The following is a 15,177-nucleotide window of genomic DNA, read 5'->3' as shown; positions in this document are numbered from 1 at the left end:
TCTGGCACATAGTTAGGTAAGAGGGCTGCACACACAAGCTGATTAACCATGCTTTCCCGACCTTCACTCACTGTTCCGCTATTAGCTCTTGGGCTGATGCTGGCCGGCAGTGCGCAAGCCCAACAAGGATCTGTTCTGTCCGATTCTTTAACTCTGGACGGTACCATTCGGTCCGTGCTGGATGCTAACCCCGCTATTACCTCGCTGGAGGAAGAAGTAAACGCCGCTACCAGCCGCGTGCAGCAAACCCGCGGCGGCTTCCTGCCCCAAGTAACCGGTACGGCCACGTACACCCGCATCGACCCGGTAGTAAAGCTGCAACTGGCGCCCGATGCCCCGGCCTTTCAGCTGGCACCCAATAATAACTACGATGCCCACATCACCCTGCAATACGGGCTGCTGGACTTCGGAAAAAAGGAAGCCTCCTATAATCTGGCCGAAAGCCGCCGGCTAACTGCCCAGGACCAGATTGCCGTGACACGCCGCGACCTGGCCTATGCTGCGGCTCAGGCCTACTATAATATTCTGTTCGTGCGCGAAAGTATTAAGGTGCAGGATCAGCAAATTGCCTCCCTGCGCCAGCATGAGCGCGAGATGGAAAAGCGCGTGGAGGGTGGCGTCAGCACCAAGTTTGATGTGACCACCACCCAGGTGCGCATCACGCAGGCCGAAAACGTGAAGATTGACCTCCAGAACCAGCTGCGCAACCAGCAGGTACAGCTGGCCCGCCTGCTGCACAAGCCGGAGTACTTGGAGGTGCCCGTGCGCGGCACGCTGGCCTACCAGCCGCAGGCCGTAGACGTGGAAGCAGCCCTGGCCAGAGCCACTGAGACCCGTCCCGAAATTAAAATGGCCCGCGACGCCGAAAACACCGCGGCCATGAACCTAAAGTTTATTGAGCGCAGCAATAAGCCCGTGCTGGGCGTGGGCGCGCAGCTGGGCGGTAAAAACGGCTACCTGCCCAACCTCGAGCAGTTCCGCCCTAACTCTGTGGGCGTAGTGCAACTCTCGGTGCCCATTTATGATGGCAACAAAAACAAAAACCAGCGGGTAGAGGCACAGGCCAACATTCGGGGCGCCCAGGCCCGCACGCAGGATGCCCAGGAGCAGGTGCGCGCCGATGTACGTCAGGCGGCCAACAACCTACAGTCCAGCACTGCGCGCTACAACAATGCCGTGGTGCAGATTAACCAAGCCAGTGATGCCCTGACCCGCGCCAAAGCCCGCTACCGCTACGATGTAGGTACCAACCTGGACGTGCTGGACGCGGAAACCTCGCTGGCGCAGGCCCGCCTGGCCCGCCTGCAGGCTATTTACAACTACACCCAAGGCCAGTACCAACTGAAGCGCGCTACTGGCGAGCAAATCTGGTAACTCCACCCCGGCTACACCCCACGCTCATGAACCTGTCGCTGATTCTTTGCCCGCTTGATTTCTCGGCTGTGTCTACCTCGCTGGTCGCTTATGCGGCAGCGCTGGCGGCCGGTACCGGGGCGGAGCTGTACCTGCTGCATGTGCTGGAGTCCCAGCCTACGCTCACGGTGCCGGCCACCGGCACCGACGAAGCGAACGGGCAACTGGCCCTCTACCGCACCCAGGCCGAAGAGGCCGGCGCGCGGGTGAGCATCGGCCTGCTGCAGGGCGAGGCGGCCGTAGAAATTGTGGCCGAAGCTCAAACCCGCCACGCCGACCTGATTGTTATCGGAACGCACGGGCAGACCGGGCTTACCCGATTTCTGGTGGGTAGCACGGCCGAGGCTGTGGTCCGTAAGGCCACCTGTGCCACCTTGCTGGTGAAGGCCTGCCCCGCCAAGGAATACCGCCAGTCGGCGTAGCTTTTTGAGGAAAGCGTAGGGGATTAAGTCCCGCGCTTCTCGAATCTTCTTTTTGTCAACACAACCTCTCCAATATTTTTTGCCATGGCAACCCCCGTTCATCAAGAGCCAGCTGTAGCAGCCGCTTCGCAACCCGTTGGCGCGCCGCCGTATGATGCTGCCGTAGAAGAGCAGCCGGCCGGCCGCTCCAAGCGTCCTTTTATTATGGCCATTATGGCCCTGGTGCTGCTGGTTGGCGCCTATTATGGCTGGCAGCGCTACCAGTTTGGTCAGCATCATGAAGATACTGACGATGCCCAGGTAGAAGGCGACGTGTACCCCATTCTGCCCCGCGTGGGTGGCCCCGTGCTGGAAGTGAAAGTGCAGGATAACCAAGTGGTAAAAGCCGGCGACGTGCTCATCACCCTGGACCCCGCCGATTATCAGCAGCGCGTAAACTCTGCCCAGGCAGCTTTGGCAGCAGCGCAGGCAAACGTAACGGCTGCCCGGGCCGCCGTAGGTACGGCGCAGGCCAATGTCAGCTCCGCGCAGTCGGCTATTGGCGTGAGTGATGCCACCCGCGCCAAGCTACAAAAAGACCTCAAGCGCAGCCAGTTCCTTCGGAAGGAAGACATCATTCCGCAGAGCGAGCTGGATGCCGTGCAGGCCAACCTGAAATCAAGCAGCGCCCAGCGGGCCACTGCCACCAACCAGGTGAGTGTAGCGCGTCAGCAGGTAGAAGCCGCCCAGCAGCAGGTAGCCGTGGCCCAGGCCATTGTAAAGCAGCGTCAGGCCGACCTCGACAATGCTTTGTTGCAGCTGAGCTACACTGCTATTAAGGCGCCCGGCAATGGCATTGTAAGCAAAAAAAGCGTGCAGCCCGGCCAGGTGGTACAGCCCGGTCAGCAGCTGATGGGCTTGGTTGCCAGCGAGAAAACCTGGGTAGTCGCCAACTTCAAAGAGACCCAACTGACCCACATGAAAGTAGGCCAGCCCGTGGAAGTAGAAGTAGATGCTTATCCCGATCAGGAGTTCAAAGGCCACATCGAGTCGCTGTCGGCCGCTACCGGGGCGCGTTTTGCCCTGCTGCCTCCCGATAACGCTTCCGGCAACTTTGTGAAAGTAACCCAGCGCGTGCCCGTGAAAATCGTGCTGGATAAAGCAGACCCCGAGCACCCGCTGCGCGCCGGCATGAGCGTGACGGCTACGGTGGAGGTCAAATAGCCCATCAGCGGCCTGGCGCCGGTACCCTGGGGTTGGTTCTTGGCAGAACCGGCTTTTTGCGGGTCATAGGCGCCAGGCCGCTGGCAATTGAAATTACATGGAAACTGGATTTACCAAGTGGATCATCGTTATTACGGTGGTCATGTGCTGCTTGCTGGAGTTGATTGATACCAGCATTGTGAACGTGGCGCTTACCCAGATGATGGGTAACCTCTCGGCCACGCAGCAGGAGGTAAGCTGGGTGGTGGCCTCCTACGCCATTGCCAACGTTATTGTAATTCCAATGACGGGCTTTCTGGCTGAGCAGTTCGGCCGCAAGAATTACTATCTGTTCTCGGTGATACTCTTCACCCTGGCCTCAATAGCGTGCGGGCAAAGCACCAACATCTGGGAGCTGGTGGCTTTCCGCTTTGTGCAGGGTATTGGCGGCGGCGCCCTTATGGCTACCTCGCAGGCTATTCTGATTGATACTTTCCCGCCTAATCAGCTGGCGCTGGGGCAGGCGCTGTTTGGCATGGGCGTCATCATTGGTCCCACCATCGGCCCCACGCTGGGCGGCTGGATTGTGGATAACTACGACTGGCCCTGGATTTTCTACGTGAACGTGCCGGTCGGCATTATGGCCTCCATTTTCACCATTCTATTCATCCGGGACCCGGAACGCATCAGGAATGCCATACCCAGGCCCCTGCGCGAAATTGACTGGGCGGGGGTTTTCCTGCTGATCATGGGCGTAGGCTCGTTGCAGTACGTGCTGGAACAGGGCGAGAGCAAAGACTGGTTCGAGGATTCCTACATCGTAATCTTCACCCTGCTCACGGTTATTGGGATGGTAGGGTTTATCTGGCGCGAGCTCACAGCCCGGCAGCCTATTGTGGACCTGCGGGTGCTGGGCAAAAGCCGAAACCTGGCCGTAGGCGCTTTTCTGTCCTTTATTCTGGGCTTTGGGCTGTTTGCTTCGGTGTTCGTATTTCCCATCTTCTGCCAGCGCATCCTGGGTTTTACGGCGGCGCAAACGGGGGAACTGCTGCTGCCGGGGGCCTTGCTCACAGGTTTCATGATGCCAATTATTGGGAAGTCGATTCAGCGGGGAGTATCGCAGAAATTCCTCCTGCCGGTGGGCTTTGTGGTGTTCTTTATCTTCTCTTACTGGATGAGCACGCAGATTTCGCCCACCGCCGGCGAGCATGACTTCTTCTGGCCCCTCATGCTGCGGGGCTTCGGTTTGGCGCTGCTCTTCCTGCCTATCACTACCATGTCGTTGGCCGGCCTCAGCGGCAAGGATGCCGGCCAGGCTGCCGGCCTGACGGGCATGATCCGGCAGCTAGGCGGATCTTTTGGCGTAGCGCTGGTAGGAACCTATCTGGAGCGCACCACCATGCAGAACCGCGTGGGCCTGCTGCCGAACATCTCGCTTTACGACCCCGAAACCCAGCAGCGCCTACAAGGCCTTGTAGCCAGCTTTATGGCCAAAGGTGCCAGCCTGATGCAGGCCCAGCAACAAGCCTACGCAGCTCTGGAGGGTATGCTGATGAAGCAAACGGCCCTCATTACCTACTCGCAAGCCTTCCTGATGATTGGGACTTTCTTCTTGATCTGTATCCCGCTCATCTTCTTGGTGAAGCGCCCTAAGCCTGGGCAGAAGGTAGACCTGAACGCGGCGCACTAAGGCTCGCATTAGGCCCCAGATAAAACAACAAAAAAGGCTTCCCGGTACCGGGAAGCCTTTTTTGTTGAACAGGTTATTCGCTTATCTGCTTACTGATACTGAATGTACAGTGGCTTCGGCGTCAGTTCAGACAGCACTTCTTTGGGCGTCATGATGTGGTGAGGTTTAGGCCGGGCATCATACTCGTAGAAGAGTTTGAAGCCTGTATACTGCACCGGCTCGGTCTGAATGTAGTCGTGGTAAGAGTCCTTCTTCAGCGTCGGCTCACCGTGGCCATCCATGTGCATCACAATCTGCACCCGTGGGTCGAGCTTGATGTTTTTGTAGTTGGTAATCATCTTCCGGGTGAAGCGGTGCACGGTCAGCACCTTAGGCGGCAGGTGGTTTTCACTCACGATACGGGCCAGGAAGTTCACCGTGAAGTTCACATCCTTGGCGTCGAGGGTCCCTATTTTCTGGTTAGGGCGCACGCCGGGCATGGTGGAAAGCGAAAACTCGGGGTCGATGCCGAGGTGCACAATTGGGTCCTTCAGGTATTCCTCCAGCTTGGGCAGCTCGGCCTGCAGCGTGCTGTGGCCCGGCTGCACATCCAGAAACAGAATGCAGTTGTGCTCCTTGGCCCACTTCAATACTTCCGCAATGGTGGCTTTGGAGTTCATCAGGCGCCATTTGCCGTCCTTGCCGGGCGTGCCCTGGGCCGTGATGGTTACGTTGTGCAGCGCCGCCTGTACCGGAATGGAAGGGTCAGCAGCCTGCCACTCAGCCAGTACTTTCTCAAACTTGCGGAACATCTGGTCCTTCGGCTCGCGACCCAAAATGCCCATGCCCTTCGAGCGGATGTTGCCATAGAAGGCAATGATACGCTTGCCCGGCAGAATGGCGCCCGGCAGCTGGCCGTTGGCCTTTACAATAGAATCCGCCTTCACGGAGTCGCGGAGCATAGCTTGCTTTTTCAGGGCCAGCGTATCAACCACCACCGGCTTGGCAGCCTCCAGCGTTGCTTTGGTATCTGGGGTTTCACCATCGGTGCGGGTGCCGCAGCCAGAAAGCGAAGAGAGGGTAAAAGTCAGGCCCAGCAAGGGCAGCAACGAGGCCTTGAAGCGGCCGCCAGCACGAAATTGAAACACTGAAGAAGAGTAAGCGGAGTAAAACGTAATTGCTCTCGCAAGTTACGGCTTTACACTCAACTACCAGAAACCCAGCGAAAGGGAATTCTTATAATTCCGGGTAAAAATCAAATAGCTTGCTATTGTTCAACTTCATACCCCACCCCCCAGCTTAAAAAGACTACGCCAGCGGCTGCAAACCGCTGGCGTAGAAAATTAGGGCATTTAGCTCCAGAGAGTTGAATGCTAGAGGGCAAAGGAGATGGGAACCGCAAACTGCACCGCTACCCGCTTGCCTTTGTTAAGGCCCGGCGTCCATTTGCCCGGCAGCTCGCGCACCACCCGCAAAGCTTCTTCATTCAGGGCGGTGGCTGCTGCCTGCTGCCCCGCTGCGGCCGTTACGCCTCGTTCCAGTTTCACGGCGCTGATACTGCCATCGGTATCTACAATAAAACTTACCAGGGCCTTGCCTTGTAGCTTTTGTTGCAGCGCTACGGCTGGGTACCGCGTATTTTTTAGAAGTGTAGAGAAAAGCGCCGTTTGCCCACCGGGGTATTCCGGCATCACCTCAACATTTAGAAGAGCTGGGGGTGGAGGCGGTGGGGGAGTATCAGCGGCATTAGTGGTGTAGGGTGGCGGTGGCGGCGGTGGGGGTGTTCCGTATTGAGAATCTTTACTGGTAGCCGTGGTGGCCGGCTTATCCAGGTCTGGGGCGTTTTCGCAGGCAACAGCCACAAATAAGAATGCACCAATGGGGAGCAGCAACCACTGCTTCCAGCGCCGCGCGGGCGTTTGGGAAGTAAGCATACGAATACGGGTTAAGGTGAAGGATTGGGTAAAGGAATGGGTAAGCGGTAAGTCGGGGTGGAGCTGGCGCAGCGCCAGGCGGGCCAACAGGGCCGTGTAGGATTCAGGCACGGGAGCAGCCTGGGAAGGAGCCGTAGCGCGCAGAGCATCTTTATCGGCCAGAAACTCATGCACCAGCGCCAAAGCCGGTGGATAGAAATGAATAAAAGGGCAGAACCATAGCAGGGCCTGGGCTACCGCCAGACTCAGCCGCTCCCAGGAGTGCCCCTGCTGCACGTGGACCAACTCATGGGCCAGCACCACCCGGGCCTCATCAGAAGAAAGAGCAGTAGAATCATCCCAGAAAACCCAGCGGCCAAAGGAACTGATGGGGCGCCGCCCACCGGTGTGCACCAGCACATAACCGGGCCGGGCCTCCTGGGGAAAGCGGCGTGCGGCCAGCCACAGATGCAGAAGGTGCATGCCTAGCCGCCCAAGCAGAACAAGTACCCCGGCTAGATAAAGAAGCAGCAGCGAGGAGGGCAGCCACCCCGGCAGCTGAGTTGAAAGGTTGGCTCCCGCCGCGCCTGATGATATAGTCAGTTCGGGCAGCAGACCGCCATTTAACAGTCCGGTGGCGGGATTCTGAATAGCCGGGAGCCACGGCTTTACCAGCGCCAGTAAGCCCGGTAGCCCCAGGGCCAGCCAGGGGGTAAAGAGCAGGAAGCGGCGGTTATAAGTGAAAAAGCGTTCCTGCCGCAGCACATAGCGGTATAGCAGCCAGCCGGCTCCCAGCAACAGGGTGCTTTGCAGCGTCCAGCTAAGCAGAGGGAGCATTGTCGTCGGCGCGAGGGGCAGAACCTGGTTCATCGGCGGGCGGGGTTGTAGGTGGAGAAGACTGGGCATGGCGCAGCAGCTCGTCCAGCTGGGCGGCATCGAGGTTTTCTTCCTGGGCGAAAAAGGAAACCAGCCGGGAGAAGGAGCCCCCGAAGTAGCCGCCCAGCAGCTTGCCCAGGGAAAACCGCCGATAGGCATCCTGCGCCACAATAGGGAAGTAGCGGTGCGTGCGGCCAAAGGCTTCGTGGTCGACAAAGCCTTTCTGCTCTAGGATGCGGATAATGGTGGACACCGTGTTATAGGCCGGAGTAGGAGCAGGTAGTTCAGGCACCACATCCTTCACGTAGGAAGGGCCACGGCGCCAGAGTACCTGCATCACCTGCTCCTCGGCACGGGTCAGCTCAGGAAAGGAAGGTTGCATAGCAGAGGTTGATGAGAAGTTATATGAATTTATAACTAATATCTTAGTTATACAACTAAGTTTTTAATTAAAGTTTTCGTACTCACATTTATTCAGTCTCTGAAAGCAGGAGGAAGGGGATGAGTAGCCGGTGAATTATTTGCCCCTGCCGGTGTTATAGCCAAAGTATATTCATCTTCGACGCTTTCCGCCGTGACAGTTTTCAACCCGCGCCACCGTTCTATGCGCCCCTTTGCCACCGGGCTGCTTTGGCTTTCTCTGTTGTTCTCGGTTGGGGCCGGCTGCAAGAGTGAGGCGGCACAGCCCGCGCCCGTTGCCACGCCTGCCACTCCGGTGGCTACTCACCTCATCAGCAGCACGCTCATTGGAGAATACAGCCCGGCGGTGTTGGCCCAGCGGGTAAGTAGCGTACCGCTGGCGGGTGCGCTGGCCCAATACCCTATCCGGGTGTATAAGCTCACTTACTCTACCCAAACTCCTGCCGGGCAAACCATTACGGCCTCCGGCGCTTTGCTGGTACCTATAGTAAGTCAGCCGCTTTCTTTGCTGAGCTACCAGCACGGCACTATTCAGCCCGATGAGGAGCGGCGTGCGCCTTCGTATTACAGCTCCAGCAGTGAGGTATGGTCGGCGGTATCGTTGCTGGCCTCCACGGGCTATGTGGTGTCGGCCCCTGATTATATTGGCTACGGCGCTTCCAAAGCGCAGCCGCACCCTTATGAGCATGGCCCTTCGCTGGCTTCGGCTTCTTTGGATATGATGCGCGCGGCCCGGGAGTTTTGTAAGCGGGAAAAGCTGCCCCTCAACCAGAAAAACTTCTTGCTGGGCTACTCCGAAGGCGGCTATGCCACCATGTCGCTGCACAAGCTGATGGAGGAAAAGTATGCCCAGGAGTTTACGGTAACGGCCAGCGCCCCGGGTGCCGGCGCTTACCACAAAACGGCCTTTGCCAATTATATTCTAAGCTCCAATAAGCCGCTGAATTTTCTGAGCTCCTACGTCTGGGTGCTGGATACTTATAATAAGGTGTATGGCATCAACCGGCCGTTCCCTTATTATTTCAATCAGCCTTGGGCCAGCCAGCTTCAGCTGAACCCCTTCAGTGATGTGCCTTCCCAAGCCGACGAGCTGTTTACTGCTACCTTCCGCCAAGGTATCCTCAATAATACCGACCAGCCCATGACCACCGCCTTCCACGATAACGACGTTTACGACTGGAAGCCCACGGCCCCACTGGGGCTATTCCACGGCACGGCTGATGACTATGTGCCCTACTTTAACTCCGAAGATGCTTATAAGGCTATGCGCAGTCGTGGCGCCACACAGGTAGAGCTGCATCCTATTGAAGGGGGGAACCATTTCACCTCGGCGGCCCGGTATACCCTGGAAGCCTTTGCTTTTATTTCCCGCTATTAGCGCTTGCCTGGACTGTACCTGCTAAAGGGTCAGTTTTCTGGCAGCAGGCTCTTGTTCTTCTATAGATTCTTTGCGCTGGCTTACAACTGCCTGCCGGACCCATGCGCCCGCCAGCGCGGCAAAGCCGCCTACCAGCCCGCCTAACACGGCCGTTACCAGCACCAGGAGCCAGCCGTTACCGCCCAGCGGCAGCAGCTGTGCTACCCGGTGACTTAGAATGCCTTCGGTGCGTACGTGCAGCCAGCCGGCTACTAACACCCATCCAAGACCTATGCCGCCAAACCCGGCCAGCCATGCCCGCCCGCCGGTGTGGCCGCGCCAGGCAGCCAGCACAAAACAGAGGGGTGTAATAATCCACCACGGCAGGAAAAGCTGCGCAAGGGCCGCCAGCACCAGAATCAAGAGAAAAAGCACCATGGCAGGAAGGTTATTTGGAAGTAAGTGACCAAGCCGCAGACACCCGTGGATTAGCTTCGGTGGCGGAGCGCAGGAAAATCAGCTCATTCAGCTGGCCCAGGCGCCAGGTTTCAATCAGGTCGTCGTAGTGGGCAGAGCCGGGGTTACCGCTCTGTCCCCCTGGAAATACGCCGAAGGCGTGTACCTGCGGCCCCAAGGCTACTACCATGCGCCAGGATGGCCCGTTGCGTTCCGAAGTAGCGTTGACAATACCGGCCCCACCGCCACACACAATATCCATCCGGCCAAAGCCCGGCAGTTGCGCCAGGTGCAGAATATCGGTGCTCTTTTGATGGGTCCATGCCCACTTCGGGCTCATTGGCCCGAACTTGCGGGTAAGCGAATCAGCAGCAAAGCGGAGCGACTCTAAGGCCAACTGGGGTAGCGTTTCTACCGCTGGAGTGCGGCGGTCATCAATCCAGGGGCTATGGTCTTCTTGTAAAAGCAAGGTATTGGTTCGGTCGCGGGAGGGGTAGCGCATTTCCGCGCCGACCTGGGCACCAAAATCATCATCCCAGAGTTGCTTGACCATCGTTTTATACCATAGCTCAAACACTGTAGGTCCCACGGCATCGGCATTGTAGAAGTAGTTCCAGCGGCTAAGCGCCTGTACTATCTGCTGCTGGGCGGGGCTAAGTGGCTGGCCGCGCAGAAGCGCCAGCATGCGGGGTAGCACCAGCTGCGCATTAATGCCCAGGTTATCGTTCTGTAACAGCCGCAGGCTGTCTACGGTGGCATTGGTCATGCGAGCCAAGCGCTGGTTGATGCGGTGGCCCCGGTCCCAGGATCCAAATTCCCAACCCAGGTAATAAGGGTAGTCGGGCCCGGCGGAAAACTGGTTGGCGGAGGATACGAAGCCGCGCGCCGGGTTTTTCACGTGCGGGTTCTGTTGCTGCGGAATCCAGCCCTGCCAGTCGTGGGCGGGGTTGGTGCCATCCAGAATAAACTTGCCCTGGTCGCGCCATTTCAGTGGAAAGCGGCCGTTGGGCCAGATGGCAATATCATTCCCGGCATCGGCAAAAATGAAGTTCTGGGCCGGGGAGCCGTAGGTACTCAGCGCGGCCGTATAGTCGGGGTAGCTATGGGCGCGGTTGAGGCGGTAGAAGGCCAGCACCTCGTTGGCGCCGTCGTGGGCCGTCCAGCGCATGGCGTGCCGGATGGGCGTTTGCGAGAGGAAAGGCTTTTCGTCGTGGTCGTACACAATGGGGCCGTGGTGGGTGTACAGCACCGTATCGAGGCGGTCGGCCTGGCCGCGCACTTTAATGCGCTCTACCACGCGCCGGATAGGTTTCCAACGGCCATCGTGCCAGTACTCGCGTTGCGTGGCATCCTTAAATTTCAGCTGATACCAGTCCAGCACATCGGCCCCCACGTTGGTCACGCCCCAGGCTACATCGGTATTAAAGCCAATGATAACGGTGGGCGCGCCCGGAATGGTCACGCCATACACATTCACGCCCGGAGCCGAAAGCTGAATCTGGTACCAGATGCTAGGCAGGTTCAGCTGCAAGTGCGGGTCGTTGGCCAGCAGGGGAAAGCCCGTGGCCGACTTGCTGCCGCTGACGGCAAAGTTGTTGGAGCCCAGCTCCGCATCCGGTTCGTTGCGCTGGGTGTTATTCGATAACTCAGCCGAAAACTCTTTCGGCGTGGGTGGCACCGGCAGGGGTTTAAAATCCAGCGGCGCGCCTACGGGCACAATGGGGTCTTCGCGTAGTGGGTAGTCCGGAAACAGGTCTTTCACCACGCCCGGGCCATATTTGTTCAGGATGTTGGAGAGGCGCAGATCATCGGTGCGGCCGCTCAGGTCCCAGGCCATAAACTTCAGCAGTAGGGCGCATTTCAGCGGTTGCCAGGGCTCGGGAGCGTAATTCAGCAGCTTGTACTCAAAGGGCAGCGTGGCCGGCGTCAGGGAATGGATGTAGGCATTCACGCCCGATGAGTACGATTCCAGCACGGTCCGGGTGGTGGGGTTGGCCATCATCACGGCCAGGGAGCGTTGGGCGCCGTAGGGCAGGCCCATGCGCCGGAAAAACCGGTCGGTTTCCAGCCGTTTCTCGCCTACTATTTCTGAGAGGCGCCCGGCGGCTACGTGGGTCTGGAATTCCATCTGCCAGAGCCGGTCGCGGGCAGTGAGGTAGCCCTGGGCGAAGTACAGGTCGTGGTCGTTCTGGGCAAACACGTGGGGCACGCGCTTATCATCAAAGCGCACCTGTACAGGCTGCTGCAGACCCGGTAGCGTGAGGGTTTGCTGCGCAGCAAAGTCCTGTTCCCGCTCCGCGTTCTGCCAGAATCCGCGGAAGGGGCTCAGAAACTTGCCCATGGGCGGCACGTCGCCCTGCTTGGCGTTGAGCACCCACGTCAGCAGCAGGCTGATGAGCACGGCGGTAAAGGCTTTCATCCACTGAAACATAGCGGGCAGTTGGTTGGGGCGCTTAAGGTAGAAGCCTTGCCGCAAAATGCAACGGCTGAACAGCAGAAAACGACACGCATGAAAAAAGGACAGCCGCACGCGGCTGTCCTTTTAGAAAGGAGTTATAACAATGGTTATGGCTGCGGTGCTGGCTGGCGCTTTTGCAGGAAGATGCTGAGGCCAAGCTGGCCACGCAGATTGCCGCCGGAATAAGCCTGTCCCAAATTCGTGCGATGGTACCCAACAGATGCCTCCAAGGCTAGATTCGGCGCGAAAAAATAATTGTAACCTACTGATCCATGAAAGCCCAGGCTATTTTCTTTGTTGTTATTTCGAGCCTCGTTCGGGTCCTGTTGCGAGTCGCGGATTACTTGTCGGCTTCGGGAGTGCATAAGATCTGCCCCTAGCTCAGCAAAGAAACGGTGTTTACTCGTGCTGGGAAGATAGTAGCGGCCAAATGCGCCGAGGCCATAATTAAAACTCGTCGTCTTGTTGCTTCGAAAGTAAGGAGAGTAGGATGTCTCTTGGGAGTACCTATTATAGCCCAAATTCAAACGGCTGCCCAAAAGGAAATTATCGGCCAGAAATATTCCCGCAGTTGGATACAGAGATACTGACCAGTTTGTATACTTTGAATGCGTGTCATTATCATGGGCATAGAATAAGTTGCCACCCGAAAGGCCCAGCATAACGGTGCCTTTTTCCGTTTGCGCCGAGGCAAAGAAGGTGAGCAGCATGGCGCTACCCAGCAGCATAATCAGCTTTTTCATAAGATGAAGTAGGGGAGAAGGGATAGGGAAACAGAATGATTACCCCTCCATGAGCCCAGACACCCCGGCGGCGTTGCACCGCACACAAAAAAGCCCGCCAGACGCTGGAGTCTGACGGGCTTTCGTCTAACAGTGCTATTACGCTAGATATTCTCTTTCTGCCGTACCAAACCACTAATGCCCCATTCCTGGAGCTTGCGGCGGGTAGCTTCGGCATCAGCCGGTGAGGCAAACTGGCCGACAATCACGCGGTTCAGGGAGCGGCCATCTACGGTGGTAGCGGCAATGCTCACGGGCAGGGTTTTATCGAGGGCCTGAATCTTGGCCTGCACGGCCTGGGCGTTGCGCGCATCGCCATACGTGCCGGCCTGAATCACAAAGGTGGGGGCCGCCTCGGGTACTACTACCGCGTCTGCGGCTTCGGTAGCGCCGGGCTCAATAACGGTGGCCAGCGTGGTAGAAGCGGTATCAGTAGTCAGTTCGGCCAAGTTGGCGGGGGCATCTGTGGGGCCGAGGGGGGTATCAGCAGGGACTATTTCAGCTACAACGGATACGGCACCCATACGCACGATGTCCAGCGGGCGGGCCGCAATTTCAGACAGGTCCAGAATGCGCTGGTGACGGAAGGGGCCACGGTCGGATACGCGCACTACAACCGACTTACCGTTTTTGGGGTTGGTGACGCGCAACCGAGTGCCAAAAGGCAGGGTTTTGTGGGCGCAGGTGTATTTAAACCGGTCAAACCGCTCGCCATTACTGGTGTGGTGGCCCTGGTGTTCACGACCGTACCAGGAAGCACGGCCCCGGAGTACGGTTTTCTTAGCGGCTGTTTTGCCGGCCGGAGTTTCTTCTATAGTTTCTGTGCGGGCCCAGGCAGCGCTGAGCGGGGCAGATAGCAACAAGCAAAGTAGTGCCATCATCAAGCCCGATACATCCATGCGGTAGAGTAACTTCATAGTGTTCGTTGCGTTGGTGAAGGGTGGCAAAACTATTAGCACAATCCTAAATCGGTGGGGAACTTCCAAAGGAGGTCTTCGTGCGCAAGCTTTGTTATTGTCTTTTTCCGATAAAACTTGTACAAAATATATGCAATAAAATTTCATAAAAAATTGCGCTGACTCTTGGTTGATGCACTTTTTTGAATTATTACAGGACGATTGACTGGAATCCAAGAAAATTAGATAATAAGGGAGATAAAAAATTTTGGCCATTAGCTCGTCGAGTAGTCAAAACCCTGGTTGCATAGGTGCCGAATTTTTCTTATGAACATAGACGTCCGCCGGGGTATACTGCCTCGTATCTTGCCATATGGATTTTGGTCGCCTTTCTGATCTACGCTACGTTGATTTTCGTCTGCCCCCAGACCACTCCGCTACGGCGGCCGTGCTGGCCCGGAAGGCAGTACCTGCTACTCCCCCACAAATACATGTGGGCTGCCCCATCTGGACCAATAAGGCCTGGCTGGGGTCTTACTTTCCGGCCGGTGCCAAAGAGGCTGATTTTCTGAGTTATTATGCGCGGCAATTCAACAGCATAGAGCTAAACACTACCCACTACCGCATTCCGGATGCGCCCACCGTGCGCAAATGGCGGGCAGCCGTACCCGAGGGCTTCCGCTTTTGCCCCAAGATTCCGCAAAGCATCAGCCACGAGCGGGAGCTATATAATGCCGATGACCTGACCCTTACCTTCTGCCGGGCCATTCAGGAATTGGGCCCAGCGCTGGGCATGGCCTTTCTACAGCTGCCGCCGCACTTCGGCCCCGAGCGGCTACCGCGCCTGGAGCGCTACCTGCTCGATTTTCCGACCGAGGTACCCTTGGCGGTAGAGATGCGCCACCCGGCCTGGTTTGCCGACAATGGCCTGCGCGAATCAGTGTTTGAGATGCTGGAAGCGCTGGGAAAAACCCTGGTGATTACCGATGTGGCCGGCCGCCGCGACGTGCTGCACCAACGTCTCACCACCACCACTGCCTTTGTGCGCTTCAATGGGCACGGCCTGGTACCCTCTGACTACCAGCGTGCCGATGCCTGGGCTGAGCGGCTGGCGGCCTGGTTGGCTGCCGGGCTGCAAACCGTTTACTTCTTCATTCATCAGAAAGACATCATGCATGCCCCCGTGTGGACGCAGCATTTTCTGCAGCGCCTGCATACCTTAACGGGCCTGGAGGTAGCGCCGCCCCGCATCATTCCCCAACCCGTGCAGGGCAGCCTGTTTTAAGCGGGTAACGCTAAAGGCCATTTCTGCTAAGCCCCAAACTGCCTAAAA

Annotated in this window: 13 protein-coding genes; 6 read left to right on the top strand and 7 right to left on the bottom strand. The window is 57.7% G+C overall.

Translation table 11 applies throughout. The annotated features are described in order from the left end of the window. The first annotated feature begins 48 nt into the window (after positions 1 to 48). The 4 genes from Q4G72_RS00455 (at position 49) to Q4G72_RS00440 (ending at position 4,707) form a co-directional block, all read left to right on the top strand. Positions 49 to 1,374: a TolC family protein gene (locus tag Q4G72_RS00455; protein WP_303309470.1), complete on the top strand. Its 1,326-nt coding sequence runs from the start codon at positions 49 to 51 to the stop codon at positions 1,372 to 1,374. A 26-nt stretch (positions 1,375 to 1,400) separates the two neighbouring features. Then, on the top strand, positions 1,401 to 1,835 hold the full coding sequence (locus Q4G72_RS00450) for a universal stress protein (RefSeq protein ID WP_303309469.1): 435 nt from the start codon (positions 1,401 to 1,403) through the stop codon (positions 1,833 to 1,835). Between the two features lie 84 nt (positions 1,836 to 1,919). Next, positions 1,920 to 3,038 carry an HlyD family secretion protein gene (locus Q4G72_RS00445; RefSeq protein WP_303309468.1) on the top strand — a complete coding sequence of 373 codons (1,119 nt, stop codon included), beginning with the start codon at positions 1,920 to 1,922 and terminating at the stop codon, positions 3,036 to 3,038. A 97-nt stretch (positions 3,039 to 3,135) separates the two neighbouring features. Then, positions 3,136 to 4,707, top strand: a complete 1,572-nt coding sequence (locus tag Q4G72_RS00440) for a DHA2 family efflux MFS transporter permease subunit (RefSeq protein ID WP_303309467.1) — start codon at positions 3,136 to 3,138, stop codon at positions 4,705 to 4,707. Positions 4,708 to 4,796: 89 nt separating this feature from the next. Here Q4G72_RS00440 and Q4G72_RS00435 read toward each other — a convergent pair whose 3' ends face one another. The 3 genes from Q4G72_RS00435 to Q4G72_RS00425 all read right to left on the bottom strand — a co-directional run bounded on the left by Q4G72_RS00435 (position 4,797) and on the right by Q4G72_RS00425 (position 7,857). After that, positions 4,797 to 5,834 (bottom strand): hypothetical protein, encoded by a 1,038-nt coding sequence (locus Q4G72_RS00435; protein WP_303309466.1) that lies wholly within the window; start codon positions 5,832 to 5,834, stop codon positions 4,797 to 4,799. A gap of 225 nt (positions 5,835 to 6,059) precedes the next feature. Next, positions 6,060 to 7,436 (bottom strand): TonB family protein, encoded by a 1,377-nt coding sequence (locus tag Q4G72_RS00430; RefSeq protein ID WP_303309465.1) that lies wholly within the window; start codon positions 7,434 to 7,436, stop codon positions 6,060 to 6,062. Continuing rightward, positions 7,420 to 7,857: a BlaI/MecI/CopY family transcriptional regulator gene (locus Q4G72_RS00425; RefSeq protein WP_303309464.1), complete on the bottom strand. Its 438-nt coding sequence runs from the start codon at positions 7,855 to 7,857 to the stop codon at positions 7,420 to 7,422. The genes Q4G72_RS00430 and Q4G72_RS00425 overlap by 17 nt, the downstream gene beginning before the upstream one ends. Positions 7,858 to 8,049: 192 nt before the next feature. Here Q4G72_RS00425 and Q4G72_RS00420 point away from each other — a divergent pair, with 192 nt between their 5' ends. After that, positions 8,050 to 9,273 carry an alpha/beta hydrolase family protein gene (locus Q4G72_RS00420; RefSeq protein WP_303309463.1) on the top strand — a complete coding sequence of 408 codons (1,224 nt, stop codon included), beginning with the start codon at positions 8,050 to 8,052 and terminating at the stop codon, positions 9,271 to 9,273. A gap of 21 nt (positions 9,274 to 9,294) precedes the next feature. On the opposite strand, the gene Q4G72_RS00415 is transcribed toward Q4G72_RS00420, so the two are convergent. The 4 genes from Q4G72_RS00415 to Q4G72_RS00400 all read right to left on the bottom strand — a co-directional run bounded on the left by Q4G72_RS00415 (position 9,295) and on the right by Q4G72_RS00400 (position 13,865). Then, positions 9,295 to 9,690 (bottom strand): hypothetical protein, encoded by a 396-nt coding sequence (locus Q4G72_RS00415; RefSeq protein WP_303309462.1) that lies wholly within the window; start codon positions 9,688 to 9,690, stop codon positions 9,295 to 9,297. A gap of 10 nt (positions 9,691 to 9,700) precedes the next feature. Next, the gene (locus Q4G72_RS00410) at positions 9,701 to 12,139 is read right to left on the bottom strand and encodes a penicillin acylase family protein (RefSeq protein WP_303309461.1); all 2,439 of its coding nucleotides are present in this window, start codon (positions 12,137 to 12,139) and stop codon (positions 9,701 to 9,703) included. A gap of 134 nt (positions 12,140 to 12,273) precedes the next feature. Beyond that, positions 12,274 to 12,909, bottom strand: a complete 636-nt coding sequence (locus tag Q4G72_RS00405) for a hypothetical protein (RefSeq protein ID WP_303309460.1) — start codon at positions 12,907 to 12,909, stop codon at positions 12,274 to 12,276. Between the two features lie 143 nt (positions 12,910 to 13,052). Then, complete coding sequence (locus Q4G72_RS00400) at positions 13,053 to 13,865, bottom strand: septal ring lytic transglycosylase RlpA family protein (protein ID WP_303309459.1); 813 nt, start codon at positions 13,863 to 13,865, stop codon at positions 13,053 to 13,055. A gap of 352 nt (positions 13,866 to 14,217) precedes the next feature. Between Q4G72_RS00400 and Q4G72_RS00395 the strand changes: the two genes are divergently transcribed. Continuing rightward, complete coding sequence (locus Q4G72_RS00395; protein WP_303309458.1) at positions 14,218 to 15,129, top strand: DUF72 domain-containing protein; 912 nt, start codon at positions 14,218 to 14,220, stop codon at positions 15,127 to 15,129. Positions 15,130 to 15,177: the final 48 nt, after the last annotated feature.

Source organism: Hymenobacter sp. BT730, assembly GCF_030542105.1.
In the GTDB taxonomy this organism is placed as follows: domain Bacteria; phylum Bacteroidota; class Bacteroidia; order Cytophagales; family Hymenobacteraceae; genus Hymenobacter.
Note: the sequence above shows the minus strand (reverse complement) of the source record. Positions and strands in the feature narration are given on the sequence as shown.